General features: G+C 67.9%; 29 protein-coding genes and 1 pseudogene. 13 read left to right on the top strand and 17 right to left on the bottom strand.

Going from position 1 to position 24723, the window contains the following annotated elements; translation table 11 throughout:
- Positions 1–2: 2 nt before the first annotated feature.
- Together ORI27_RS18445 and ORI27_RS18440 are read right to left on the bottom strand one after the other, a co-directional pair.
- Positions 3–197, bottom strand: coding sequence for a DUF3046 domain-containing protein (locus tag ORI27_RS18445; RefSeq protein WP_265998389.1), 195 nt, complete (start codon positions 195–197; stop codon positions 3–5).
- A gap of 9 nt (positions 198–206) precedes the next feature.
- Positions 207–1379 (bottom strand): glycosyltransferase, encoded by a 1173-nt coding sequence (locus tag ORI27_RS18440; protein WP_265998390.1) that lies wholly within the window; start codon positions 1377–1379, stop codon positions 207–209.
- 42 nt (positions 1380–1421) lie between these two features.
- Between ORI27_RS18440 and ORI27_RS18435 the strand changes: the two genes are divergently transcribed.
- Positions 1422–1865 carry a limonene-1,2-epoxide hydrolase family protein gene (locus tag ORI27_RS18435; protein WP_265998391.1) on the top strand — a complete coding sequence of 148 codons (444 nt, stop codon included), beginning with the start codon at positions 1422–1424 and terminating at the stop codon, positions 1863–1865.
- A gap of 54 nt (positions 1866–1919) precedes the next feature.
- Here ORI27_RS18435 and pspM read toward each other — a convergent pair whose 3' ends face one another.
- The 5 genes from pspM to pgsA form a co-directional block, all read right to left on the bottom strand.
- Positions 1920–2750, bottom strand: a complete 831-nt coding sequence (gene pspM / locus ORI27_RS18430) for a phage shock envelope stress response protein PspM (RefSeq protein ID WP_265998392.1) — start codon at positions 2748–2750, stop codon at positions 1920–1922.
- A 15-nt stretch (positions 2751–2765) separates the two neighbouring features.
- On the bottom strand, positions 2766–3566 hold the full coding sequence (gene pspA / locus ORI27_RS18425; RefSeq protein ID WP_265998393.1) for a phage shock protein PspA: 801 nt from the start codon (positions 3564–3566) through the stop codon (positions 2766–2768).
- A gap of 108 nt (positions 3567–3674) precedes the next feature.
- A complete protein-coding gene (gene clgR, locus ORI27_RS18420; RefSeq protein WP_265998471.1) occupies positions 3675–4010 on the bottom strand; it encodes a transcriptional regulator ClgR in 336 nt (111 codons plus the stop codon).
- A 73-nt stretch (positions 4011–4083) separates the two neighbouring features.
- A complete protein-coding gene (locus ORI27_RS18415) occupies positions 4084–4572 on the bottom strand; it encodes a CinA family protein (RefSeq protein ID WP_265998394.1) in 489 nt (162 codons plus the stop codon).
- Positions 4550–5155: a CDP-diacylglycerol--glycerol-3-phosphate 3-phosphatidyltransferase gene (gene pgsA / locus ORI27_RS18410; RefSeq protein ID WP_265998395.1), complete on the bottom strand. Its 606-nt coding sequence runs from the start codon at positions 5153–5155 to the stop codon at positions 4550–4552. The genes ORI27_RS18415 and pgsA overlap by 23 nt, the downstream gene beginning before the upstream one ends.
- Before the next feature lie 54 nt (positions 5156–5209).
- Between pgsA and ORI27_RS18405 the strand changes: the two genes are divergently transcribed.
- Positions 5210–5719 (top strand): amino-acid N-acetyltransferase, encoded by a 510-nt coding sequence (locus ORI27_RS18405; protein ID WP_265998396.1) that lies wholly within the window; start codon positions 5210–5212, stop codon positions 5717–5719.
- 118 nt (positions 5720–5837) lie between these two features.
- Positions 5838–6686: a hypothetical protein gene (locus ORI27_RS18400; RefSeq protein ID WP_265998397.1), complete on the top strand. Its 849-nt coding sequence runs from the start codon at positions 5838–5840 to the stop codon at positions 6684–6686.
- Between the two features lie 29 nt (positions 6687–6715).
- On the opposite strand, the gene ORI27_RS18395 is transcribed toward ORI27_RS18400, so the two are convergent.
- Positions 6716–9220, bottom strand: a complete 2505-nt coding sequence (locus ORI27_RS18395; protein ID WP_265998398.1) for an FtsK/SpoIIIE family DNA translocase — start codon at positions 9218–9220, stop codon at positions 6716–6718.
- A 197-nt stretch (positions 9221–9417) separates the two neighbouring features.
- Between ORI27_RS18395 and ORI27_RS18390 the strand changes: the two genes are divergently transcribed.
- Genes ORI27_RS18390 through ORI27_RS18370 form a run of 5 tightly spaced genes read left to right on the top strand, consistent with a single transcriptional unit; the run spans position 9418 to position 12998 of the window.
- Complete coding sequence (locus tag ORI27_RS18390) at positions 9418–9732, top strand: putative quinol monooxygenase (RefSeq protein WP_265998399.1); 315 nt, start codon at positions 9418–9420, stop codon at positions 9730–9732.
- A 2-nt stretch (positions 9733–9734) separates the two neighbouring features.
- Positions 9735–10550 (top strand): mycofactocin-coupled SDR family oxidoreductase, encoded by an 816-nt coding sequence (locus ORI27_RS18385; protein WP_265998400.1) that lies wholly within the window; start codon positions 9735–9737, stop codon positions 10548–10550.
- A 17-nt stretch (positions 10551–10567) separates the two neighbouring features.
- Positions 10568–11098 carry a dimethylamine monooxygenase subunit DmmA family protein gene (locus ORI27_RS18380; protein ID WP_265998401.1) on the top strand — a complete coding sequence of 177 codons (531 nt, stop codon included), beginning with the start codon at positions 10568–10570 and terminating at the stop codon, positions 11096–11098.
- Positions 11095–12018: a PDR/VanB family oxidoreductase gene (locus tag ORI27_RS18375; protein ID WP_265998402.1), complete on the top strand. Its 924-nt coding sequence runs from the start codon at positions 11095–11097 to the stop codon at positions 12016–12018. Before ORI27_RS18380 ends, ORI27_RS18375 begins: the two co-directional genes overlap by 4 nt.
- Positions 12015–12998 carry a heme-dependent oxidative N-demethylase family protein gene (locus tag ORI27_RS18370; RefSeq protein ID WP_265998403.1) on the top strand — a complete coding sequence of 328 codons (984 nt, stop codon included), beginning with the start codon at positions 12015–12017 and terminating at the stop codon, positions 12996–12998. The genes ORI27_RS18375 and ORI27_RS18370 overlap by 4 nt, the downstream gene beginning before the upstream one ends.
- Before the next feature lie 79 nt (positions 12999–13077).
- Here ORI27_RS18370 and ORI27_RS18365 read toward each other — a convergent pair whose 3' ends face one another.
- Genes ORI27_RS18365 through thyX form a run of 3 tightly spaced genes read right to left on the bottom strand, consistent with a single transcriptional unit; the run spans position 13078 to position 16445 of the window.
- A complete protein-coding gene (locus tag ORI27_RS18365) occupies positions 13078–14757 on the bottom strand; it encodes a ribonuclease J (protein WP_265998404.1) in 1680 nt (559 codons plus the stop codon).
- Positions 14754–15656: a 4-hydroxy-tetrahydrodipicolinate synthase gene (dapA, locus tag ORI27_RS18360; RefSeq protein ID WP_265998405.1), complete on the bottom strand. Its 903-nt coding sequence runs from the start codon at positions 15654–15656 to the stop codon at positions 14754–14756. The genes ORI27_RS18365 and dapA overlap by 4 nt, the downstream gene beginning before the upstream one ends.
- A gap of 24 nt (positions 15657–15680) precedes the next feature.
- Positions 15681–16445 (bottom strand): FAD-dependent thymidylate synthase, encoded by a 765-nt coding sequence (gene thyX, locus ORI27_RS18355; protein ID WP_265998406.1) that lies wholly within the window; start codon positions 16443–16445, stop codon positions 15681–15683.
- Between the two features lie 90 nt (positions 16446–16535).
- Here thyX and ORI27_RS18350 point away from each other — a divergent pair, with 90 nt between their 5' ends.
- The 4 genes and pseudogenes from ORI27_RS18350 to ORI27_RS18335 all read left to right on the top strand — a co-directional run.
- On the top strand, positions 16536–18023 hold the full coding sequence (locus ORI27_RS18350; protein ID WP_265998407.1) for an FAD-dependent oxidoreductase: 1488 nt from the start codon (positions 16536–16538) through the stop codon (positions 18021–18023).
- Positions 18020–18631 carry a TetR/AcrR family transcriptional regulator gene (locus ORI27_RS18345; protein ID WP_265998408.1) on the top strand — a complete coding sequence of 204 codons (612 nt, stop codon included), beginning with the start codon at positions 18020–18022 and terminating at the stop codon, positions 18629–18631. Before ORI27_RS18350 ends, ORI27_RS18345 begins: the two co-directional genes overlap by 4 nt.
- Positions 18632–18672: 41 nt before the next feature.
- Positions 18673–19224, top strand: a complete 552-nt coding sequence (locus tag ORI27_RS18340) for a deaminase (protein WP_265998409.1) — start codon at positions 18673–18675, stop codon at positions 19222–19224.
- A pseudogene (locus ORI27_RS18335) lies at positions 19221–19475 on the top strand (hypothetical protein); the annotation flags it as partial. The gene ORI27_RS18340 and the pseudogene ORI27_RS18335, both read left to right, overlap by 4 nt.
- A 4-nt stretch (positions 19476–19479) precedes the next feature.
- On the opposite strand, the gene ORI27_RS18330 reads toward ORI27_RS18335, so the two are convergent.
- The 3 genes from ORI27_RS18330 to ORI27_RS18320 are packed head-to-tail and all read right to left on the bottom strand — an operon-like array spanning position 19480 to position 22017.
- Positions 19480–20685, bottom strand: coding sequence for a winged helix-turn-helix domain-containing protein (locus tag ORI27_RS18330; RefSeq protein WP_265998410.1), 1206 nt, complete (start codon positions 20683–20685; stop codon positions 19480–19482).
- On the bottom strand, positions 20682–21161 hold the full coding sequence (locus ORI27_RS18325) for a dihydrofolate reductase (RefSeq protein WP_265998411.1): 480 nt from the start codon (positions 21159–21161) through the stop codon (positions 20682–20684). Before ORI27_RS18325 ends, ORI27_RS18330 begins: the two co-directional genes overlap by 4 nt.
- A gap of 55 nt (positions 21162–21216) precedes the next feature.
- Entirely contained in the window at positions 21217–22017 is an 801-nt protein-coding gene (locus ORI27_RS18320) for a thymidylate synthase (protein WP_265998412.1), read from the bottom strand.
- A gap of 43 nt (positions 22018–22060) precedes the next feature.
- On the opposite strand from ORI27_RS18320, the gene ORI27_RS18315 reads away from it, so the two are divergent.
- Entirely contained in the window at positions 22061–22801 is a 741-nt protein-coding gene (locus ORI27_RS18315; RefSeq protein ID WP_265998414.1) for a dienelactone hydrolase family protein, read from the top strand.
- On the opposite strand, the gene ORI27_RS18310 is transcribed toward ORI27_RS18315, so the two are convergent.
- The 3 genes from ORI27_RS18310 to ORI27_RS18300 all read right to left on the bottom strand — a co-directional run bounded on the left by ORI27_RS18310 (position 22790) and on the right by ORI27_RS18300 (position 24697).
- Entirely contained in the window at positions 22790–23260 is a 471-nt protein-coding gene (locus ORI27_RS18310) for a hypothetical protein (RefSeq protein ID WP_265998415.1), read from the bottom strand. The two genes, ORI27_RS18315 and ORI27_RS18310, sit on opposite strands and share 12 nt — an antisense overlap.
- A 131-nt stretch (positions 23261–23391) precedes the next feature.
- Positions 23392–23844, bottom strand: coding sequence for a flavodoxin family protein (locus ORI27_RS18305; RefSeq protein ID WP_265998416.1), 453 nt, complete (start codon positions 23842–23844; stop codon positions 23392–23394).
- Between the two features lie 427 nt (positions 23845–24271).
- Positions 24272–24697, bottom strand: a complete 426-nt coding sequence (locus ORI27_RS18300) for a tetratricopeptide repeat protein (protein WP_265998472.1) — start codon at positions 24695–24697, stop codon at positions 24272–24274.
- Positions 24698–24723: the final 26 nt, after the last annotated feature.

The raw sequence follows: 24723 nt of genomic DNA, 5'->3' as shown, positions 1-24723 counted from the left end.
GGTCACCACTGGTCGCGCGGTACGTCGAAGTCCGCGCACAGCGCCCGCCAGACCTCGCGGGGCTCCACACCGTCCTCGATGGCCTGCGCGGCGGTGCGTCCACCCAACCGCGTGAGCACGTGATCCACCAGCAGCGAGCCCCCACGGACCCGGCCGAACTGCGCGTCGACCAGTTCCCGGAATTCCGTCAGCCGCACGCCACCAACTTACCCAGCCGCCCGCATCGCCTCATGGCACACCTGTACCGGATCGACGACCTGCCGAAGGCTTTCACCCGCGCGTCTAGCCGCGTCCCGGTAACGCGACCCAGAAAGCACCTCCCCCACCTCGGCTACCAGCGCCTCGGCACCCAGCGGCCGAATCAACCGCGCACTTCCTTGCCGCACAACACGATTCGCCAGTTCCCACTGGTCACCCCCGCCGGGTATCACCACCAGCGGCACACCGGCGAGCAGGGTCTTGGTCAGCATGCCGTGTCCGCCGCCGCAGATCACCAGGTCGGCGTGCGCCAGCAGCTCGTCCTGGCGGCCGAGGCCGACGCACGCCCACGGCGGAACGTCCAAGTCCTGCCCGCCCAGCCGGGAGATCACCACCCGCGAGCCCGTGGGCAGCGTGCGCCCCGGGACCAGATGTTCCAGCGCCAGCTCGGCGACCCCCTGGGTGCCGGTCGTGGCGGTCGACGGCGCCACCACGATCACCGGGCCCTCTCCGGGCGGGACCGGCAGCACCGCGGCCGTCGGCTCGAAATGCAGCGGCCCGACCACGACCGCCTCGGCCGGCCAGTCCGGGCGCGGCACCTCCAGTGCGGGCAGCGTCGCGATCAGCCGGCGGGCTGGCCCCGGATCACCGGCCGGCAGCCCGATCTGGACCCGCACCGCCGAGCGCTGACGCTGTCCTTCTCGCACCGACCGCGCGGTCAGCGCCCGCATGATCGCGTCGCGTGCCCGGCCGCGGACGCCGGTACCCGGCGCCAGCCCGCTGCCGATCGGGGGCAATCCCCGCGACGGCTGGTACAGCGGGTGCGGGCACAGTTCGACCCACGGGATGCCCAGCAGTTCGGCCGCCATCCCGCCGCACGCGGTGATCACGTCGGAGACGATCAGGTCGGGGGCCAGTTCGCGCAGCACCGGCACGTTGAGCTCCGCCATCCGAGCCGCACGCTGGTGGATCTTGGCGCCGGCGTCGGTGTCATCGTCGTCGTCAATGGGATCGAGGCCGGCGAGTTCGACAGCATCGATTCCGGCCGCCCGCGCCGTGTCGAGCCATTCGGCGCCGGTCAACAAGATCGGGTGGTCCCCGGCAGCGGCGAGACGCAAGCACAGCGCAATCGCGGGGAATGCATGGCCCGGATCCGGGCCGGCCACCACCGCGACACGCACGGGCCTACCCTGCCACAGACCAACCGGCCTAGGCTGGCGAGCATGACCGAGCAGACCACCAATGTGAGCTCCGACATCGACAACGCCCACACCGTCGAGGTCTTCCTATCCGCACTGCAGGCCCAGGACCTGACAACCGCCGACGCCCAGCTGGACGACAACCTGGTCTACGAGAACGTGGGATTCCCCACCATCCGCGGCCGCGCGCGGGCGATGAAGCTGTTCCGGCGAATGGATCGGCCCAGCTTCGGCTTCGAAGCCAAGATCCACCGCATCGCGGTCAACGGCCCGGTGGTGCTGACCGAACGCACCGATGTGCTGGTGATCGGCCCGGTACGGCTGCAGTTCTGGGTGTGCGGCGTCTTCGAGGTGCACAACGGGCGAATCACCCTGTGGCGGGACTACTTCGACATGTACGACATGCTCAAGGCGACCGCGCGCGGCCTCATCGGTGCCGTGGTTCCCGCGCTGCGCCCGACGCTGTGACTTCGGCGCGCTTTCCGTCGCTGAGCGAACGAAAACGCGCCGAAATCGCCAGAATCAGGCCTGGCGGAGCTGACCGAGCTCGTCGAAGGCCTGCGCCCACCCCATCAGCCGGTCCGTCGCACCGGCCAGCTCGTTGCGGTAGCGCTGCGTCGCCATCGGCGAACTCGACATCGAACCGGTGTTGGCCGCCGACACCAGTTGCGCTGCGGCGGTGACCATCTCGTTGTACTGCCGCACACCGGCGTTCAGCTGAGCGGTGAACGCATTGATGGTCGGCGCCAGATAGGACCGCGACTGTGGCGTCTCGGTCGCCGCGCGCTCCATCGAAACCACCTCATCGGCGGTCGCGGCCATGGTCGCCGCGGTGCGATTAGCGGCCTCGGTCAACTCGCGGATCTCCTCGGGCGGCAACATGTTCCCGCGTGTCAACACCCCCAGCAGCGAGTGAAAGCCCCGCTCAGAGGCGCCCAGTGCTGACATCGACGGCCGCGCCACCGACCCGTGCGGGGGCAGCCGCCGGCCGCTGACCTGACGTTGCGGTGGCAGCGGCTCGGCCCGAAGCCAGCGATAACGGAACAGCAGCAGGGTCGCGGGCACCGCCGCACCGGCGGCGATCACACCGGTGATCAACAGCGCCCACACCGGCGTGCTCCACGTCGCGAGCAGCCCGGTGACCAGCACCCAGAACACCGTCGCGAAGCTGAAGAACAGGCCCAGCCGCAGCGCCCAGCGCCGCTTACGCAGCAGCCGGGCGCGTGGGTCGGCCGCGGCACTGAGTTTCTGGGCCGCTGCGTCCGCGTACTCGCTGACAGTGTCGATACCGCGCTGCATGGCCGAACGCCATTGGCGCGATACGAATCCCGGCTTGTCCGGTGTCACCGCCATCGAAGTGTTCGCCTCCTACTGTCCGAGCGGCTGCTCGGGCTCGGGCGTGCTGGCGGGCGTAGCGGGTGCGGCGGCGCCGCCGGCCGGTAGCGCCTCCCCACGCATCGAGGCGCGGATTTGCTCGAGCCGGGAATGACCGGCCATCTGGACACTGGCCTGCTGAACTTCCATCATCCGGCCCTGCACCGAATTCTGGGCCAGCTCCGCGGCACCCATCGCGTTGGCGTAGCGACGCTCGATCTTGTCGCGCACCTCGTCGAGGCTCGGGGTGTTGCCCGGAGCGGCGATATCGCTCATCGACCGAAGCGACGCGCTGACCTGCTCCTGCATCTTGGCCTGCTCGAGCTGGCTGAGCAGCTTGGTGCGCTCGGCGATCTTCTGCTGCAGCACCATGGCGTTCTGCTCGACGGCCTTCTTGGCCTGACCGGCGGCCTGCAGGGCCTGGTCGTGCAGGGCCTTGAGATCCTCCACGCTCTGCTCGGCGGTCACCAGCTGCGCGGCGAACGCCTCGGCGGCGTTGTTGTATTCGGTGGCTTTGGCCCCGTCGCCGGTCGCAGTGGCCTGATCCGCGAGAGTCAGCGCCTGGCGGACATTGACCTGCAGCTTCTCGATGTCGGCAAGCTGACGATTCAGCCGCATCTCGAGCTGACGCTGGTTGCCGATCACCTGGGCGGCCTGCTGGGTGAGCGCCTGATGCTGGCGCTGAGCCTCCTCGATCGCCTGCTGGATCTGCACCTTGGGATCGGCATATTCGTCGACCTTGGAGCTGAACAGCGCCATCAGGTACTTCCACGCCTTGGTGAACGGATTGGCCATCAGTTGCCCCGCCTTCGTATCAAGTGCCGCAGTTCGGTCGTCGAACCCAATTTATCGGTTCTCGATGCGCGGTCACACCCTTGCGGGCGTGTCCGGCACTCAGGTGGGTCAGGCGACCGCCATCGCGACGGGATGCGGGATGACAACCTTGGTGGCGACGGCGATCGACGCGTCCTGGTCGCGCACCGTGCTCAACCGGGCGACGCGTTCACGGTCGGCCATCTTCTCTCCGGCATCGGTCAGCACCCGCGACAACGGGACATCGAGTGCGCTGCAGATCGCGCTGAGCAACTCACTGGAGGCCTCCTTGCGGCCCCGCTCCACCTCGGACAGATAGCCGAGGCTCACCCGGGCCGAATCAGACACCTCGCGAAGGGTGCGCCCCTGCGAAGTGCGGGCGTCACGAAGCACGTCTCCGATCACCTCACGCAGCAGTACCGCCATTCCGGTGTCCTCCTCCAAGAGTTTCAACACCTACTGCAACGCCCCGCAGCGCCGAATTGGTTCCCAGGAAACCTCAAGTTCGCTTGACCAGGCCGGACAGTCGCCCGATGGCGTGGTGTACCGCGGCCAGCCGGATGTCCCAGCGGGAGCCGCCGAGCTGCAGTTCGGCGGCCTCCGTGGGCCCCGGACCGGCCAAACCCAGGTAGACGGCGCCGACCGGGTGCCCGCCATGCGGTTCGGGACCCGCCACGCCGGTCAGGCCGACTCCCCAGGTCGCCGCGCAGCGGTCCCGCGCCCCCTCTGCCAGGGCCATTGCTGTCGGCGCCGCGACCGGACCGACCTCGTCGAGCAGCTCACGCGGCACCCCGGCCAGGGTGATCTTGGTCTCGACGGTGTAGGTGACCAGCCCGCCGCGCAACACCACGCTGGCGCCGGGGACGCCGGCCAGCGTCGCCGCCAACAACCCTGCAGTCAGCGATTCCGCCGTGGCCACCGTCTGTCCACGAGCGGTCAGCAATGCGACCAGGGCGAGGGCGGCGTCATCGACCAGAGGATCGCTCACGGGAGTCCCTGATCGCCGACACCACGTAGTCAATACCGGTGATCACCGTGAGCGCGATCGCGGCCCACATGATCACCCAGGCGACGGTGAGCCAGACCGGCGGCCAGCTGTGCAACGGCAGCACGAACAGTCCGATCGCGACGGCCTGCACCAGCGTCTTGAGCTTTCCCCCGCGGCTGGCGGGGATCACCCCACGTCGAAGCACCGCGAACCGAAGCACCGTGATTCCCAGCTCGCGGACCAGGATCACCACCGTCACCCACCACGGCAGGTCGCCGAGCATCGACAGCCCGATCAACGCCGCCCCGATGAGCATCTTGTCGGCGATCGGGTCGGCGAGCTTGCCGAATTCGGTGACCATGTCGTAGGTACGGGCCAGCGAACCGTCGAGCCGGTCGGTGATGACCGCAACCGTGAAGATGACGAAAGCGGTTATCCGGTAGGCGGTTTGATGGCCGTCGCCGGCGAAGAGAGCGAGCAGGAAGATCGGAACCAGGACCAGCCGAACACCAGTCAGCAGGTTGGCAACGTTGGCCACCCGCACACGCGGGACCGCCGGACCGGTTTGGGGTTGTCCCGACACGGCAACAGAATATCGGTTGGCGGTCCGGGGCCTCACGGCCGATACTCTGCACCCGTGAACGACGCTCGCCCCGATGTCGTAGTCCGTCGCGCCCGTACCTCGGATGTCCCCGACATCAAGCGTCTCGTGGACACTTACGCCGGCCGAATTCTGCTGGAGAAGAACCTGGTCACGCTGTACGAGGCGGTCCAGGAGTTCTGGGTGGCCGAACTCGACGGCGAGATCGTGGGTTGCGGGGCACTGCACGTGCTGTGGGCCGACCTCGGCGAGGTGCGCACCGTCGCCGTCGACCCCAAGGTCAAGGGCCGGGGTATCGGACATGTGATCGTCGACCGGCTGCTGACGGTCGCCCGCGAGCTGCAACTGCGGCGATTGTTCGTGTTGACGTTCGAGACGGACTTCTTCGGCCGGCACGGCTTCGCTGAGATCGACGGCACGCCGGTCACCGCCGAGGTGTACGAGGAGATGTGCCGCTCCTACGACATCGGTGTCGCGGAGTTTCTCGACCTGTCCTATGTGAAGCCGAACATCCTCGGCAACACCCGCATGCTGCTGATCCTCTGACGCGTTGAGTGAGCGCGCACGTGTCAATTCCGCGCGGAATATGACACGTCAGCGCTCAGTCAATGGCGCTGTGGATAGCCGAGGGCGCGTGGCGTTCGGCGCTGGCACGCTGACGCCTATGACGCGGGTGTTCGTCGGCAGCGAGGCGTTGGCGGCGGGGCAGGTGAACCGCTACCGGCTCGCACGCAATCACCAGCGCGTCTTCCCTGATGTCTACGCGCCCCTCGGCACGTTGACCCTGCTGGACCGCGCCACCGCGGCCTGGCTGTGGTCGGGTCGGCGCGCGACCGTGACCGGACGGGCCGCCGCGGCGCTGCACGGCGCCAAGTGGGTCGACCCTGACATTCCGATCGAACTCAACTTCGCCAATAACCGCAGTCCGCGCGGAATCGTCACGCGCCGGGAAACCCTTCTGGCAGAAGAGATCACCAGCCGTAGCTGCTTGCCCGTCACGACAGTCGCCCGGACGGCATTCGATCTCGCACGCCGCGGTACCCGCCGCAGCGGGATCGCGGACCTGGACGCGCTGGCCAACGCAACCCGCTTCCCCGTCAGCGACGTCCGTACGCTCGCCGACGCCCATCCCCATCTGCGGGGCGTTCGACGCCTGTCGTCGGTACTCGATGCCGTCGATGCTGGCGCGCAGTCACCGCGCGAGACCTACCTGCGGCTCGACCTCGTCGACGCCGGCTTCCCGCGTCCGCAGACGCAGATCCCGGTCGCCCGGCCGAATGGTCGTTGGTACTACCTGGACATGGGTTGGCCTGAGATTCGCGTGGCAGTCGAGTACGACGGAGAGCATCACCGGACCAGCCGGAGGACCTATGCCGTTGATGTGGAGCGGCAGGATTACCTGATATCGATCGGCTGGATCACGGTGCGTGTGCTGGCCGACCACCGCCGTGCGAACGTCATCGGTCGTGTGCAACGCGCATTCACTGAGCGCTCACGTGCCATTTCTGCGTGAGATATGGCACGTGGGCGCTCAATGAATGCCTAGAACTCGTCGTCGTCGTCGTTTCCGGCGTCGCCCCCCCGGATCGCCATCAGCGTCGCGGCCAGCTCATCGGGCTTGACCAGCACCTCACGGGCCTTCGATCCCTCCGACGGTCCGACGATGCTGCGGGTCTCCATCAAGTCCATCAACCGCCCCGCCTTGGCGAAGCCGACCCGCAATTTGCGCTGCAGCATCGACGTCGAGCCGAATTGCGAAGACACCACCAGCTCGACGGCCTGCAGGAAGACGTCCATGTCGTCGCCGATGTCGGGGTCGACGTCGCCACGTTCCCCGCTCGGCTTGGCGTTGGTGACACCTTCGGTGTACTCCGGTTCGGCCTGGTCCTTGCAGGCCTGCACGACGGCATGGATCTCCTCGTCGCTGACATAGGCGCCCTGCAGTCGCTCGGGCTTAGAGGCCCCCATCGGCAGGAACAGGCCGTCACCCATGCCGATCAGCTTCTCCGCCCCCGGCTGGTCGAGGATGACCCGGCTGTCGGTCAACGACGACGTCGCGAACGACAGCCGCGACGGCACGTTGGTCTTGATCAGGCCGGTGACCACGTCGACCGACGGCCGCTGGGTGGCCAGCACCAGGTGGATGCCGGCCGCGCGGGCCTTCTGGGTGATCCGCACGATGGCGTCCTCGACGTCGCGGGGTGCCGTCATCATGAGGTCGGCCAGCTCGTCGACGACCGCGAGGATGAGGGGGTACGGCTTGTAGACGCGCTGGCTGCCCAGCGGCGCGGTGATCTCCCCAGAGCGCACCTTGGCGTTGAAATCCTTGATGTGGCGCACGCGCGATGCCTGCATGTCCTGGTAGCGCTGCTCCATCTCCTCGACCAGCCAGGCCAGCGCCGCGGCCGCCTTCTTCGGTTGGGTGATGATGGGCGTGATCAGGTGCGGAATGCCCTCGTAGGGGGTGAGTTCCACCATCTTGGGGTCGATGAGGATCATCCGCACCTCTTCGGGGGTGGCCCGGGCCAGCAGCGAGACCAGCATCGAGTTGACGAAGCTGGACTTGCCCGAGCCGGTGGAGCCGGCCACCAGCAGGTGCGGCATATCGGCCAGGTTGGCCGAGACGAAATGGCCCTCGATGTCCTTGCCCAGCCCGATCACCAATGGGCGGTGGTCGCCGCGGGTGGACGGCGCGGTGAGAACGTCGGCGAGGCGAACCATTTCGCGGTCAGTGTTGGGTACCTCGATGCCGACGGCCGACTTGCCGGGGATCGGCGCGAGGATCCGGACGCTCTCGGTGGCGACCGCGTAGGCGATATTGCGTTGCAGCGCGGTGATCTTCTCGACCTTGACTCCGGGGCCGAGCCCGACCTCGTAACGGGTGACGGTCGGTCCTCTGGTACAGCCGGTCACGGTGGCGTCGACCTTGAACTGCTGCAACACCGACGAAATCGCTTCCACCATTTGCTCATTGGCCGCGCTGCGCCGCTTCGGGGGATCCCCGGCCACCAGTAGCTCCAGCGACGGCAAAGTGTAGGGACCCTCGACCACCCGGTCGAGAACCTTCTCGGCCGGGGCCGTGTCCTGCTTGGGAGACGGCTTTTTACGCCGTGACTTGACCGGCTCGGGAACCGTCGGCGCGTCCTCGTCGAGCGGATAGTTGTCCAGCGGCGTGCCCACCGGGCCGTTCGCCCCCGGCCAGGCCGGCGCCTCGTCGGTGTAGGAGCGCGGGTCGTCGTAGTAGCCGTCGGAGAAGTCCTCCGGTGCAACCTGATCGACTTCTTCGGGCTCGGCCTCGTCGTCGTACTCGTCGTCGTACTCGTCGTCGGCGTAGCGGCCACGGGTGCTGAACATCGCATAGAGCGTGTCGGGCACCTCCCGGATGGTGGTGCCAGTCAGCAGCAACATCCCGAACAGGGCGGCGATGATGAGCAGCGGGGTGGCGATCCACGGGGTCAGTCCGTCCGAGAGCGGACCCCCGATCGCGAAACCGATGAAACCGCCGGCCCGCTGCCGACCGGCCGGATCTTGTGGCGCACCCGACCACAGGTGCCACAGGCCCAGCACCGGCAGGGCGATCATGGCGCACCCCAGGATGAGCCGGGGCCTGGCGTCGGGATCGGGTTCGGTACGCATCAGCAGCACCGCAATGACGGCGATGATCACCGGCAACAGCACCACCGCACCGCCGACCATGGTGCGCAACACCGTGTCGATCCAGGCGCCCACCGGGCGGGCGGCATCAAACCAAGAACTGGCCGCGATCACAACAGCGACCGCCAGCAGCCCCAGCGCGAGGCCGTCGCGGCGATGACCGGGCTCGATATCACCGGCCCGGCCGACCGATCGTGCCGTCGAGCCCGCACCCCTGGCCAACATCAGCCAAGTCGCGCGCGCGGCCCGCCCACCGGCCGCTACGGCGGTGGCGACCGGTGACGAGGTGCGCTTCTTGGCAGGCTTGCGTCGCGGGGCCGGCTTGGCCGACCGTGACGCACCCTTTGACCTGGTCGTTCGCGCGCTTGAGCGAGCGGCCGTCTTGTTCGCCATGCGGGTCAGCCTAGTCGCAATTGCCCCATCTGCACCACCTACAACACCCTTAACACGGCGCGTCGTTGCCAGACTGCGATCAAGCCCGACACAGGTCGATTCTGGGGCCCTGCCGGCCGCTGACCGGGATCCCCTCTTGCGGCGATACGAAGCAGGGCTAACGTAAGCGCCGTCACACCTACCCAAGGAGCTCGCCCATGCCCGTTGTCGTCGTCGCAAGCTTCACCGTCAAGCCCGAGTCGGTCGACACCGTGCGTGAGGCCTGCAAGACGGCCGTCGCGGCGGTCCATGAAGAGCCCGGCTGCGATCTGTACGCGGTGCACGAGGGCGACAAGACGTTCGTGTTCGTCGAGCAGTGGGCCGATGAAGACGCGCTCAAGACCCACAGCACCGCACCGGGCGTGACCGCCCTGTTCGGCGCGATCGGCGAGCACCTGGACGGTGCGCCGGACATCAAGATGCTGCAGCCCGTCCCGGCCGGTGACCCGGCCAAGGGCCAGGTCCGTCCGTAGTCATGGGTGAACTCGAAGGCAAGGTGGCTCTGATCACCGGCGCGGCCCGGGGCCAGGGCCGCGCGCACGCGGTGAAGCTGGCCTCGGAGGGCGCCAGCATCATCGCGGTCGATCTGTGCGACCAGATCGCCAGCGTGCCCTACCCGCTGGCCACCCCCGAGGACATGGCCGCCACGGTCAAGCTCGTCGAGGACACCGGGGCTCGCATCGTCGCCCGGGAGGCCGACGTCCGGGACCGGGCGGCACTGAAGGCCGCCGTGTACCAGGGCATCGAGGAACTGGGCCGGCTCGACATCGTGATCGCGAACGCCGGTATCGCCCCGATGGCCGACGACGGCGCCTGGCAGGACGTCATCGACGTCAATCTGACCGGGGTTTATCACACGGTCGACGTGGCAATGAAGCCGATGATCAAGCAGGGCGACGGCGGCGCGATCGTGCTGACCAGTTCGGTGGCCGGGCTGGTGGGCATCGGCGCCCCGGTTGCCGGGTCGCTGGGGTATACGGTCGCCAAGCACGGCGTGGTCGGCCTGATGCGGGCCTACGCGAATTTCCTTGCGGCGTTCAATATTCGGGTCAACTCGGTGCACCCGGCCGGGGTGAACACCCCGATGATCGACAATGAGTTCACCCGATCCTGGCTTGAGGGCTTCGCCCAGCAGATGCAGGGCGGCCCGGACATGAGCAACGCGTTGCCGGTGCAGACGCTGGAACCCGAGGACATCGCGAACGCGGTGTACTACCTGGTCTCCGACGCCGGCCGCTATGTCACCGGCGTCACGCTGCCCGTCGACGCCGGGTACACCAACAAGCGCTGACATACGATCGGGTGACGATGACACCCGATCTGGACCTCACCAGCGTGCCGGCATGGGCCGTCGAACCCGCTTGTCCGACGGCCGATCTGACCGGCCGCCAGTACTCGGTGCTGGCCGTCGGGGCCGATGCGGTCGCGATCGCCCAGTCCTGGGCGGCCCAGATCACCACCGAACGTCCCGGCGCGTCACCACGCGTGCATCTGGTCGCCGACGCGGACTCGGCCTGCACCGCACTGGACGCCGACCTGGCCGGCGCGGTGGTCGGCTGGCGGCTGCTACTGGCCGGGCCGGCGCACGCATGCCTTCGAGTCCGCGCCCGGGCGCTCGAACTCGGCGCCTCCGACGACGAGATCACCGTCGCCAGCACCGAAGTGGACACCCGCGAGGTGTATTGCGCGCACTGCCGAACCCGGACCACAGCACCCGTGGGATTGACCGAGGAGATCACCTGCCCCGGTTGTGGACGCCGGCTGCTCGTCTACTACCACGTCTCCCGACGCCTGGGTGCCCACCTGGGCTTCGCGACCAGAGCCGACGCGGCGCCATGAGCACGATGCAGTTGGAGGTCGTCGCGATCGACGACGCCGTCCCCGGGATCAGGACGTTGACCCTGGCCCGCGCCGATCGCGGTGTCCTGCCGTCGTTCACCCCGGGCAGCCACATCGTGGTCCAGTGCGCCGAGGGCGCCAATGCCTATTCGCTGACCGGCGAGACCGCCACGCCCCGCGACTACGTCGTGTCGGTGCTGGAATGCCCGCACGGCCGAGGCGGCTCACGCTGGATTCACCGTGAGGTGGCGGTCGGGGCAACGGTCGTGGTGCACCACCCCCGCAGCGCGTTCGCCCCGGTGCTGCGCGCCCGGCGACACCTGCTGATCGCCGCCGGCATCGGGATCACTCCGATGGTGTCGCATCTGCGAAGCGGCCGGCGCTGGGGACGCGATATGCGGTTGCTTTACGTCCATCGCGAGGGCCGCGGCGCCTACGTCGACGAAATCAAGGCGCTGACCAACCACGCATCGTTCTTCACCGACCGCGCGGACTTTCGCGCCGAGCTGGCGCCGACGCTGGCCGCCCAGCCCTTCGGCACGCACGTCTACATCTGCGGCCCAAGTCAATTCATTGACGATGTCGTCACTGCCGCCACCGGGCTGGGTTGGCCGGCGAGCCGCATTCACGTCGAGCACTTCGGTGGGGAGCTGGCACCGGGTGATCCGTTTGAGGTTGAATTAACGTGTAGCGGTGATGTTTTCACTGTTGAGTCCGGCGTATCGCTACTGGAGGCATTGACCGCGCACGGGCATGCGATACCCAGCCTGTGCCATCAGGGTGTGTGCGGCGAATGCCGGGTACCGGTAGGGTCCGGGGAAGTGCGGCATCGGGACCTCTACCTGACCGAAGAGGAACGCAAGGACTCGATGATGGCCTGCGTATCCCGCGGTTCCGGCCGGCTGGAGCTGACCCTATGACGGTGTCCGCGCCGGATCTGGTGGCGTCGTTCCCTTTTCCGTACACCACGGACTCCTACCGCTACAGCACGAATATCGCCCCCGCCGGCGGTGCCGTCGAGACCGCGACCGGGCAGTGGGGCCAGCGGGTGGTGGACATCGACAGCGAATACCTCGGCGAGATCGCCGAGCGCCGCCGCATCCTGGCGGCCGACCCGACCCGACATGCGGTGTTGCCGCACATGCGCGTCGCGTGCTGGGACACCATGCTCTTATTGATGACCGAACTGGCCACGGCTTATCCGGCGACGATGTCGCTGACCCGCGACGGGGATAAGTGGCATTGGCGCAACGAATTGCTGTGCATCGAACAGGATTTCGTGATCGGCGATGAGTCCAGCCTGCCGTGCGACCCGCTGGCCTACATCGCCGGTCAGGTACAGGAGGACATCGTCCTGCTCGACCAGCGCGACGGTGACCTGTTCGCTGACGCCGGGGTCGTCACGTTCGCCGCGGGCTGGTCCTTCGGATTCGACGTCGGAATGACGTTTCTGGAGATCCACGGCCCGGTCCCCCGGCTGCGCGAGACCGGCGTGATCACCCGCGCGCGAGAATTCCTGATGCGCCTGCAGGCAGGCGAGGCCTACCGGCGCACCAACTGGTCGATGACGGTCGGACGCCGGCTGGATGTGTCCACCGAGGCCTTTCCACAGTGGCTGCCCGACCGCGCCGAACTGGATGCACTCGATGACGACGCGTTCGGCCGGCTGATCCACCTGCGGGTGGAGGTGCAGCATCTGATCAGGCTGGCCGAGTCCGGCGCGATCTGCTTTCTCATCCGCAGCTACATGCTGCCGCTGGCCGATATCGCCACCGTCGAGCAGTGGCGGGTCCGGATGGCCTCGGTCCTGGCCGAATTGCCCGCGGACATGGCCGAATACAAGGGCCTCAACCCCTACCGGGACCGCGCGGTGTCCTGGCTGCTGGCAAAGGCACGCTGACTCAGCCCGCGAGCAGACACAAAAGTCCCGAAATAACGGCGTGTCGCGGCCCGTTTGCGTCTGCTCGCGCGAGGAAAGGCTAGATCTCGATGACGGTCGGCACGATCATCGGCTGGCGCCGGTAGGTCTCCCCCACCCATTTGCCCACCGTGCGCCGCACCACCTGAGCGATCCGAACCGGATCGGCGACATTGTCGGCGGCAAGCGATTCCAGCTCCGCCTCGACCTTGCGCGTCACCGGCTCCAGCGCCTTGGCATCCTCGGAGAAGCCACGCGAGTGCAGATGCGGCGGGGCGGCGAGCCGTCCCGTATCGCGATGCAGCACGATCGTCACCGCGACGAAGCCCGAACTCAGGATCAACCGCTCGCCCACCGTCGCGTCGCCCACATCGCCGGTGATCAGCCCGTCGACGAACATCTTGCCGACCGGCACCGCGCCCGCGATCGCGACGCGGCCGCCCACCAGGTCGACGCTGACGCCGCTCTCGGCCAACACGATGCGGTCCTCGGGCACACCGCTCCGGGCGGCCAGTTTGGCGTTGGCCCGCAACATGCGCCAGGTGCCGTGCACCGGCATCACGTTGCGCGGTCGCACCCCGTTGTACAGAAACAGCAGTTCTCCCGAGTAGGCGTGCCCGGAAACATGTACCCGCACTTGCTGATTCGTCACCACCCTGGCGCCGATCTTGGCCAGGTCGTCGATCACCCCGTAGACCGCCTCCTCGTTGCCGGGGATCAGCGACGAAGACAGGATGATCAGGTCGTCGGAGGTGATCGTGATGCTGCGGTGCTCGCCACGCGACATCCGCGACAGTGCCGCCATGGGCTCACCCTGTGTGCCGGTGGTGATCAGCACCACCTGCCCCGGCATCATCTCCTCGGCCATCGAGATGTCGACCACGTCCTGGTCGTCGACATGCAGGAAGCCCAATTCGCGGGCGATGGCCATGTTGCGCAGCATCGACCGGCCGACGAAGGAGACCCGCCGGCCCAGTGCGATCGCGGCGTCGACGATCTGCTGTACCCGGTCGACGTTCGAGGCGAAGCAGGCCACGATGATCCGTTGCCCGTCGGCACCGCGCATCAGCCGGTGCAGATTGGGCCCGACCTCGCTCTCCGAGGGCCCCACCCCGGGGAGCTCGGAGTTGGTCGAGTCGCACAAGAACAGGTCCACCCCGGCGTCACCCAGCCGCGACATGCCGGGCAGGTCGGTGGGCCGGCCGTCAAGCGGCAGCTGGTCGAGCTTGATGTCCCCGGTGTGCAGGACGGTGCCGGCACCGGTGTGGATGGCGATCGCCAGCGCGTCGGGAATCGAATGGTTCACCGCGAAGTACTGGCATTCGAACACGCCGTGGGTGCTGCGCTGCCCCTCGGCCACTTCGACGAACACCGGGTTGATCCGGTGCTCACGGCATTTGGCGGCCACCAGCGCCAGCGTGAACTTCGAGCCCACCACCGGGATATCGGAGCGCAGCTTCAGCAGGAACGGGATGGCGCCGATGTGGTCCTCGTGAGCATGCGTGAGGACCAGGGCCTCGACGTCATCGAGCCGGTCTTCGATCAGCCGTAGGTCGGGCAGGATCAGGTCGACACCGGGCTCGTCATGGTTGGGGAACAACACCCCGCAGTCGATGATGAGCAATCGGCCGAGATGCTCGAAAACGGTCATGTTGCGGCCGATTTCGTTGATACCGCCCAGCGCGGTCACGCGCAGGCCCCCCGGGGCCAGGGGCCCGGGAGGTGACAGCTCGGTGTTCATCGCAAGACTGCTGCCGCGCGGAGGTCGGCGGCCAGCTCCTCGAGCTGCCCGGGGGTGGCCGGCATCTGCGGCAGCCGCGGCTCGCCCGCGTCGATGCCCAGCAGGCGCAGACCGGCCTTCGCCAGGGTGACGCCACCCAGACGCGTCTGCGCGGCGTTCATCGGCGCCAACGTCACGGCGATCTTCCGCGCGGTGGCGATATCACCGGAGTTGAAGGCACTCAACATATCTCGCAGCTGGCTCGCTGCCACGTGCCCCCACACGCTGATGAAACCGACCGCACCCATCGCCAGCCAGGGCAGATTCAGCGCGTCATCGCCGGAGTAGTAGGCCAGGCCCGTCTCGGCCATGATCTGGGCGCCGCCGTGCAGATCGGCTTTGGCGTCCTTGACCGCGACGATGTTGGGATGCGCCGACACGGTACGCATGGTGTCCCAGTCGATTCCGATGACCGAGCGCGGCGGGATGTCGTACAGGATCACCGGCAGATCGGTCGCGTCGGCCACCGCTGTGAAGTGGGCGACCAGTCCGGACTGCGGCGGCCGCGAGTAGTACGGCGTGACGACGAGAAGGCCGTGGGCGCCCTCGGCCGCGGCGGCCTTGGCCAGATGCACGCTGTGCGCGGTGTCGTAGGTACCGGCGCCGGCGATGATGCGGGCCCGGTCGCCAACGGCCTCCAGGACGGCGCGGATCAGGGCCAGCTTCTCGGTGTCGGTGGTCGTCGGCGACTCACCGGTGGTGCCGGACAACACCAGTCCGTCGCAACCGGAGTCGACCAGGTGGGTGGCCACCCGGGCGGCGGTTTCAGTGTCCAGCGTGCCGTCCGGCTTGAACGGCGTCACCATCGCGGTCAGAACGGTGCCCAACCGGGCGCTGACGTCGAATCCGCTGGTGCTCACGGACAGCCAGAATACCCGCTCACCTCAGGCCTCCGTAGCCAGCGGGGACGTCGCGACCTCCGTGCCGTCGGCCAGTTCGGCGATCTCGAAATCGGCGAAGACGGCGGGTGCGGCGGCGGCCAGTTCCCGCAAGCACGCGATCGCCAGCCGGCGGATCTCCACGTCGGCGTGCTCACTGGCCCGCATCGCGATGAAATGCCGCCAGGCACGGTAGTTCCCGCTGACCACGATGCGGGTCTCGGTGTCATTGGGCAGCACCGCTCGCGCGGCCTGCCGGGCCTGCTTGCGTCGCAGTACCGCTGTGTTCCCGGCGGGCGCACCCGCCATGAACTTGGCTTCCAGCCGGGTCAGCAGCTCCAGATAGGCGGCGCGACTGGCGTCGGCGGCGGCGAGCAGGATCTGCTGCAGCCCCGGGTCGTCCTCCAGTCCGGGCGGCAGGACGACCTGCGCCTCGGTCTCGGGAACGTAACGCTGGGACAGTTGCGAATAGGAGAAGTGCCGGTGCCGGATGAGCTCGTGCGTGCAGGACCGGGAGATGCCGGTGATGTAGAAGGACACCGAGGCGTGCTCGAGCACCGAGAAGTGGCCCACGTCGATGATGTGCTTGAGGTACGACGCGTTGGTGGCGGTCCGGGGATTGGGCTTGGACCAGCTCTGATAACAGGCGCGACCGGCGAACTCGAGCAGCGCCTGACCACCGTCGGCGTCGGTGCTCCAGGGCACGTCGGCCGGCGGCAGGAATTCAGTCTTGGCGATCAGCTGCACGCGCAGCGGCGCGGTCTCGGCCACGGACTCACCTTAGTGGGCAGGCCGAACAGGGACTTCCCATACCTGATGTTAGTCACTAACATGTGAGGAACTAACACCAAGGGAGGCGCGATGGGCACCGACGTGGTCGTGGTCGGAGCGGGACCGACCGGGCTCTCACTCGCCTGCGGGTTGCTCGCCGCGGGAGTGGCGGTGCGGGTCGTCGACAAGGCACCGGGGCCGGCGACGACGTCGCGGGCGCTGGGACTGCAGCCCCGTGGAGTCGAGGTCCTCGACCGGCTCGGCGCGCTCGGCGACCTACCGCAGCGGGCGTTGCCGGTCGACCGGGTGACGATGATCGCCGGCGGACGCGAGCTGGCCAATCTGCGGGTCGCGCAGAACACCTCGCTCAACGGGCCCCGCGCGCTGATCATGTCGCAGGCCGACATCGAGGCGGCGCTGCGCCACCGCCTGGCCGCGCTCGGCGGTGACGTCGAATGGGGCCACGGTGTCGCGGGCTTGATCGTCGGTTCCAACGCGGCCGGAGTCCGGCTCGACGACGGCAGCCAGATCGATGCGCAGTGGGTAGTCGGCGCCGACGGCGCGCACAGCGCGGTCCGCAAGGCGGTCGACATCGGGTTTCCCGGCGTCCCGCTGGTCGAGCGGTTTCTGCTCGCCGATGTCCGAGCCGACGTCGACCGCCCGCGCGACGGCGTGACGACCTGGTTGGGCGACGACGCCATGCTCGCCGCATTCCCGCTCCCCGGCACGGATCTGTGGCGGTTGATGGCGCCCGCGCCGCCGAGTTTCGCCGACGACTCCGGGAGTGAAGACATCGCCGGCCATCTCTGCGGACGGTTTCCGCCCGGTACGGTCGGGGCGGTTCGCTCGGTGGAGTGGACATCGACGTTCCGTATCCAGCGCCGCCTGGCCGACACCTATCGCCGCGGCCGGGTATTGCTGGCCGGCGACGCCGCTCACATCCACAGCCCGTTCGGCGGGCAGGGCATGAACACCGGCATCGGCGACGCCGAAAACCTGGCATGGAAACTCGCCCTGGTAATCCGTGGGCGCGCCGAGACCCGCCTCGTCGACACCTACGGCGCCGAACGCCGCCCGGTCGCCGAGGACGTGCTCGAAACCACCAGCGGGCTGACCCGGATCGTGATGGGCGACGGCCCGGTCCGACGCTGGCTGCGCGACCGGGTGGCCGTGCCGCTGCTCAACCGGGAATGGATGCAGCGGCTGATCACCGACAAGGCGTCCCAGTTGCAGATCTCCTACCGGCGCGGCCCGCTGGGCAGCCCGACTCGGCCAGGGCTGTCCGGGCCGCAGCCGGGCGACCGGATTCCCGACCGCTCACTGACCGGTGCCGGCGGGGTGACGGTGCGGCTCTTCGACGCTCTCGGCCCCGGCTGGGCCGTCATCGGCGATTCCCGACTGGCGGCGGTGGCCGCCGAACGCCTCGGGGACCTGGTGGCGGGCTTCGACGGCACCGACAGCCACACCCTCCTGGTGCGACCGGACGCGCACCTGGCCTGGCGCGGCTCCGATCCGGAGAAGCTCCGCGCCTGGCTCTCATCTCAATTGGGTTCTCCGGCAGGTATTCTCGCCCGATGACCGATGACTGGCGCTCGGCGAAGAAGGCCCAGACACGGCGTTCGATCCAGGATCACGCCTTGCGCTTGTTCGTGACGAAGGGCTACGACGAGACCACCGTCGAGGAGATCGCCGCGGCGGCGGGCGTGTCACACATGACGTTCTTCCGGCACTTCCCCCGCAAGGAGGAAGTCGTCGAGTACGACGAATACGACCCGATGATGGCTGATCTGATCGTCGCCCGTCCACCCGAGGAGTCGCCGCTGGAAGCCGTCGCCGCCGCCATGCGGGCCGGCCTCGAGATGGTCCTGCCGACCGACCGCGACACGATTCTGATCCGCAGCAGGCTGCTGCTCAGCACGCCGGCGCTGCAGGCGCGCAATTGGATTGCCCAGGAGGCCACTCGTGACCTGATCGCCGACGCACTGGCCCGGCGCGCCGAGGCGCCCGGCCCCGACCTGGTCACCAACGCTCAGGCCGCGGCGATCGTCGCCGCGGCCGGCGCCGCGATAACCGCCTGGGCCGCCGAGGGCGGCACCCGAGACCTGGTGGCCGCCATCGACGAGGCGCTGGGCGCGCTGGCCTCGATGACCTCCGTCGGCGCGCGCCCGGCGGGGTCCTCGCGTTAACCTGGGCCATGTCCTCGACGATCGTCCGCCGGCTGCTGGATGTGATCGACACCGACATCCTGCCGATCACCGAGTCGGGCGTGGCCGCGGGCAATAAAGTCTTCGGCGCGGCGATCCTGCGGAAATCCGACCTATCCCTGGTGATCGCCGGCACCAACAGCGAGATCGTTAATCCCCTGTGGCACGGCGAGATACACACTCTCAAGCAGTTCTACGAGCTGGCCGACCGGCCGCCCACCCGCGACCTGGTATTCCTGTCCACGCACGAGCCGTGCACCATGTGCATGTCGGCGATCACCTGGGCGGGCTTCGACAACTTCTACTATTTTTTCAGTCACGAGGATTCCCGAGACGCCTTCGCCATCCCGCATGACCTCAAGATCCTCTCCGAGGTTTTCGGCTTGCCTCCCAGCGGCTATCAGCGCAGCAACGCCTTCTGGACCGCGTACTCCATCACCGCGCTCGTCGAGGCCGAGGCCGAGCCGCTACGCACAGAGCTCCGGCAACAACGCGACCGCATCAAGGGGCAGTACCAGGTTCTCTCGCAGCGCTATCAGGAGTCCAAGGGCGACAATGCCATTCCGCTGAATTAGCAGATGCATTGCCGCCGGTCTTCGCAGTCGCCACCAAGGGCAAGTACTACCTGCGCCGCGACCATGACGGGATCGACATGCCGATGTATGACGAGCACGGTAATCCCGTCGACGTGCATCTGCTCTGCCACGCGTGCGGAATCGAATACGAACGCCCCGATATGGCTGCCTGCGAAACCCACGATTCGCACGTGTGCTCACTGTGTCTGAGCACCGACAAGACAGCCGACCGCGTGCTGCCGGCGCATTGAGCTTTCAGCGCAACGATTTTCGGAGCGCCGACGCCAGCTCTCCCCGCTCCCCGACCGTGATGCCACCGAGCCCCAACCAGGACGCCATCGTCTGCAACTCATGGGCCAGTCGCGGGGCGATGGCGGCCGGCTCCTGTCCGTCTTCGGCGAACGCCCCGACCACGTGCAGCGCACCGTCGGTACGTTTCAGATCCACCCGGCCGACCAGTTTCCCGTCGAGCAGAAAAGGCCATACGTAGTAACCGAATTGGCGTTTGGGCGCCGGGGTGTAGATCTCGATCCGGTAGTGGAATCCGAACAGTCGCTCCACCCGGGGCCGGAAGAAGATCAGCGGGTCGAACGGGCATAGCAGCGCCGTACCACGGTCTGCCCTGGGCACGGCCTGCCCTGGGCGCAGGTACGCCGGCGCCGACCAGCCGGCCACCTCGACTTCCTCGAGCTCGCCCTCGGCGACCAATGCGGCGAGGGCGGGCTTGCTCTGCTTGGGACTGAGCCGGAAATAGTCCCGCAGGTCGGGTTCGGTGGCCACACCGAGAGCACCGGCGGCACGCAGCACCAGCTCGCGCACCGCTTCGTCGTCGTCCACCTCGCGGGTGAACACCTCAGGCGGCAGCACTCGTTCGCTGAGGTCGTAGTGACGGGCGAACCCGACCCGGGTCGCCGTGGTCAGGGCGCCCGACGACCACAACGCCTCGGCCACCCACTTGGTGTCGCTGCGGTCCCACCACGGACCTTTGCGCCCACGCGGCTCGGATTCCAGGTGCGCCTCGATCTGACCCGCGGTGCTCGGCCCGAGCTCGGCGACGGCGGCCAGAATCTTCTCCGCCAGCCGCGGGTTCTTCTTGACGATCTCGCTGCCCCAGCGGCCGTGGGTGTATTCCCGCATCCGCCACCGCAGCAGCGGCCAGTCCTCGACGGCCATCAGCGCGGCCTCGTGCGCCCAGTACTCCACGAGAAGCCGCGGCGCACGGGCGCGGTGGCTCCACGCCGCACCGTCGAGCACGTCCCGGTCGTAGGGGCCCAATCTGCTGAACACCGGGGCGTAATGGGCGCGTACCGCCACGGACACCGAGTCGAGCTGCAACACCTGGATGCGCCCGATCAGCCGGCGCAGATGCGCGCGGCTGACCGGGCCGCGCGGTTTGGGCTCGGCCAGGCCCTGGGCGGCGACTGCGACGCGGCGGGCCTGGTCGGCGGACAGCCGGGTCATGCCCGCAGGAAACTGTGGAACCGGTAGCGCAGCCCGGAGCGGCTGTCCAGCCAGGGGCCGGTGGTGCCGACCCAGGATTCGTCGAGTACCGGGGCCAGGGCATCGTCGTCCTCGAGGTGCAGGTCGATCCCGACCTCGGTCACCTCACAGCGAGTCGCCGCCGGGAGCGCGAGATGATAGATCTCGCCCCCTCCGATCACCCATGTCTGGTCGGTGAGCGCCTCCGCGAGGTCGGTCACCACAGTCGCGCCGTCAGCCATGTAGTCAGCTTGCCGGGTGAGTACGACATTTCTGCGCCCCGGCAGTGGCCGTACCGTGGCCGGCAGCGACTCCCAGGTCCGCCGGCCCATCACGACCGTGTGTCCCATCGTCAGGTCCTTGAAGCGGGCCAGGTCCTCGGGCAGGCGCCACGGGATACCGCCGTCGCGGCCGATGACACCCGAGGTCGACTGCGCCCAGATCAGGCCCCAGCCCATTCGCTCGCTCCTCCGCCCTGCTCGTCCCTCGCAGCGCATCGTCGACTCGCAGCCCTCATACCGCGACGGGCGCCTTGATCGCCGGATGCGGATCATAGTTGCGGATCTCGACGTCTTCATAGGAATAGTCGAATATCGAATCACGTTGTGCGAGAACAAGTTCTGGATACGGTCGAGGGTCGCGGCTCAGCTGCTCGGTGACCTGCCGGACATGGTTGTCGTAGATGTGGCAATCACCCCCGGTCCACACGAACTCCCCCACCTCCAGCCCGGCCTGCGCGGCCATCATGTGGGTCAGCAACGCGTAGCTGGCGATGTTGAACGGCACGCCAAGGAACAGGTCGGCACTGCGCTGGTAGAGCTGGCAGCTCAACCGTCCGTCGGCGACGTAGAACTGGAACAGCGCGTGGCACGGCGCCAGCGCCATTTGCGGGATCTCGCCGACGTTCCACGCCGAGACGATGATCCGGCGGCTGTCGGGGTCGGTGCGCAGCAGGTGCAGGGCGGCGCTGATCTGGTCGATGTGCTCGCCGGACGGTGTCGGCCACGACCGCCACTGGACACCATAGACCGGGCCCAGATCGCCGGTGGGAGAAGCCCATTCGTCCCAGATACCGACCCCGTGTTCGTGCAGCCAGGCGACGTTGGAGTCGCCGCGAAGGAACCACAGCAGCTCGTAGACCACTGACTTCAAGTGCACTTTCTTGGTGGTGATCAGCGGGAAACCGGCCGACAGGTCGTAGCGCAGCTGATGGCCGAACAGGCTGCGAGTGCCGGTGCCGGTGCGATCGGATTTCGGTGTGCCCCGCTCCAGCACAAGTCGAAGCAGATCCTCATACGGCGTGGCGATCGGCACGCCGCTCAGCTTACGTCGGGCCGCAGGGAGTACAAACGATGCCATGCCGACCATCTCTGACACCGTCACCACTGCCGATGGAACCTGCGCGGTCACCCTGGCGATCCCGGAGGGACAAGGCCCGTGGCCGGCGGTGATCATGTATCCCGACGCGGGCGGTCCCCGCGCGACGTTCGTCGACATGGCAACCCGACTGGCCGGCCTCGGGTATGTGGTGCTGGTGCCCGACGTCTACTACCGCAGCGGCGACTGGGCACCGTTCGACATGGCGAGGGTGTTCACCGACCAGGCCGAGCGACAGCGGTTGTTCACGATGATCGGCAGCGTCTCGCCCGCGGCGATGGCCTCCGACGCGCGGGCGTTCTTCGATTACCTGGCCACGCGGCCCGAGGTCAGCGGCGAGACGTTCGGCACCACCGGCTATTGCATGGGTGGCCGGATGTCGCTGACGGTCGCGGGCCGGGTGCCCGAACGGGTGGCCGCGGCGATGTCGTTCCACGGCGGCGGCCTGGCCTCCGACGATCCGGACAGCCCGCACCTGCTGGCTGACCGGATCAGCGCGGCGGTCTACGTCGGCGGAGCTCAGGACGACGCGTCGTTCACCGCCGAGCAGGCCGAGACGCTGGACAAGGCGCTCACCGACGCCGGTGTCGAGCACATCATCGAGTGGTATTCGGCCGCCCACGGCTTCGCGGTGCCCGACAACCCTCCCTTCGACGAGGCGGCCGCTCAGCGACATTGGGATGCGATGAACGATTTCTTCGGGGCGCAGCTAGCTGCCTGATGCGGGCTTTTCGTGGTGTCGGCTTCGGCGCATGCTGGCCAGAGCTCGGATGATCCCGCGTGACGCGTAGAGCGCGACCACCGCGGACAGGATGATCAAGGCGATGAACATCACCAGCCAGTTGCTGCGGCTGTGCGGCACGTTCCACCACACGACGGTGAACAGGACGGCGCAGATGAAGACCACGATGTCGCGCCAATTACCGGTGTAGGAAGCCGCTGCGGCGCGTATTTCCCGATTGCGGTGGATGCCGGCGATGACATCGTCGATGCGCATGTCGATCGTGCCCTGGAGTTCGGCACGCCGCTCAACCTGCTCGGGCGGAATCCGCTCCAGTAGATCCTGATCCTGCTTGATCAGCGCGCGGATATCGGGAGTTTTCAGATTGCCCGCCGCGACTCCCAGCAGCGCACCCCCGGCGATTGGGGCAGCCCCCAGTGCGATATCAGCGATCCCCATGGCTGCCTCACGTCCTTTTCCCAGTCGGCTGTCGTCCCACCGACCGTATCGTTAGTCGGCGGGCGTCCACCCAATGCTGTGCGGCATCCTCGACGGCGGCGATGCCCTGAAGTGGCCGCCGACCGCCACGGCTATCCCATCAGCGTCGCGGCAACGGTAGCGCCGAGGTTCCAGCATTCCTCGAGATCCGCCTTCGTCGGCTTGCCCATCACCGCGACGAGGTCCACGGCCTTCACCCAGCCCAGCCCGGTCGTGATCCCGTCGATGGCGCGCACCGCTCCCTCCGTCCCCTCGTTGCCGTGGAGGTAGACACCGAACGGCCGGCCACGGGTGGAGTCCAGCAACTGGTAGTACGACTGGTCGAAGGCGTGCTTGAGCGCACCGCTGATATAGCCGAGGTTCGCCGGGGTGCCCAGCAGGTAGCCGTCGGCCTCCAGCATCTCGACCGGCGAGACCGTCAGCGCCGCTCGGCGGACGACCTCCACGCCCTCGATCTCGGGGTCGGTCGCACCGGCCACCACCGCCTCGAACAGCTCGTGGCAGTGCGGAGACGGTGTGTGGTGAACGATGAGTAGGCGCGGCACCGGAACAGTCCATACCAGGACCGGAACCTTCGCAATATCCTCAGAGTCAGCGATTTTGCCTGTCCCGTGCTGAACCATTGCTTATCGATGTCGGTGCGGCCGAGGGGGTCACGGTTCTGGCACATCGGGGAGTTCGGGCCACGTCGGCCGGGTCGGCGGATTGGCAGTGGCACTCGGCATCGGGTTCAGCAATCATCTGGGCGCCAGGGGTCTGTTTCGCTAACACGGCGGGGGCGGCCGGGCAAACACGTTCGGCCTCATAACGTCCACGTCGGCAACGTCACCTACGTCAGCGGCCTGAACGACCTGGGATCTCTCATCGGCATTCAGGGCGGGCCCTGTGGTCCGGTGAACTGGTACATCGATGCCTCCTGGCTCTACCAGGGCGGAACCGACCCGCAGTGGCAGTCCGCCACCCACGGGGATATCAGCCTCCTCTGATTTCCGCTTGCAACGCAACGGCTTTGCGCATGCTCTCGCGGGCGCGGCCACGGTCGCCGGCGTAGTCATAGGCTCGCGCGAGCCGATACCACCGCTGCCAATTGTCCGGGTCGGCTTCAAGTTCGGCCCGCACGGTGGCGAACAGCGCGTCGGCGGCGTCACGCTCGATACGGCCCGACGGTGTCCGTGGTAGCTCGCTCACGTCGAGTTCCATCCCGGCTTCGGCGGCCAGCCGGGCCAGCCGTTGATGAGCGAACCCGGCCCGTAGAGTGGCAACCATCGCCCAGGCGCCAACCACCGGCAGGATCAGCACCCCGATGCCCAGCGCGATCGCCACCGGCGTGCCGGTACCGATCAGGGTGATCCCCGTCCGGCCCAGCAGCACGAAGTACACCACCAGGGCCGCACACATGAGGCCGATCAGCACCTGGACGCGCA

This window comes from Mycobacterium pinniadriaticum (genome assembly GCF_026242045.1).
Classification (GTDB): Bacteria; Actinomycetota; Actinomycetes; order Mycobacteriales; family Mycobacteriaceae; genus Mycobacterium; species Mycobacterium pinniadriaticum.
The sequence above is the reverse complement of the archived record's forward strand: the minus strand, read 5'-3'. Positions and strand labels throughout refer to the sequence as shown.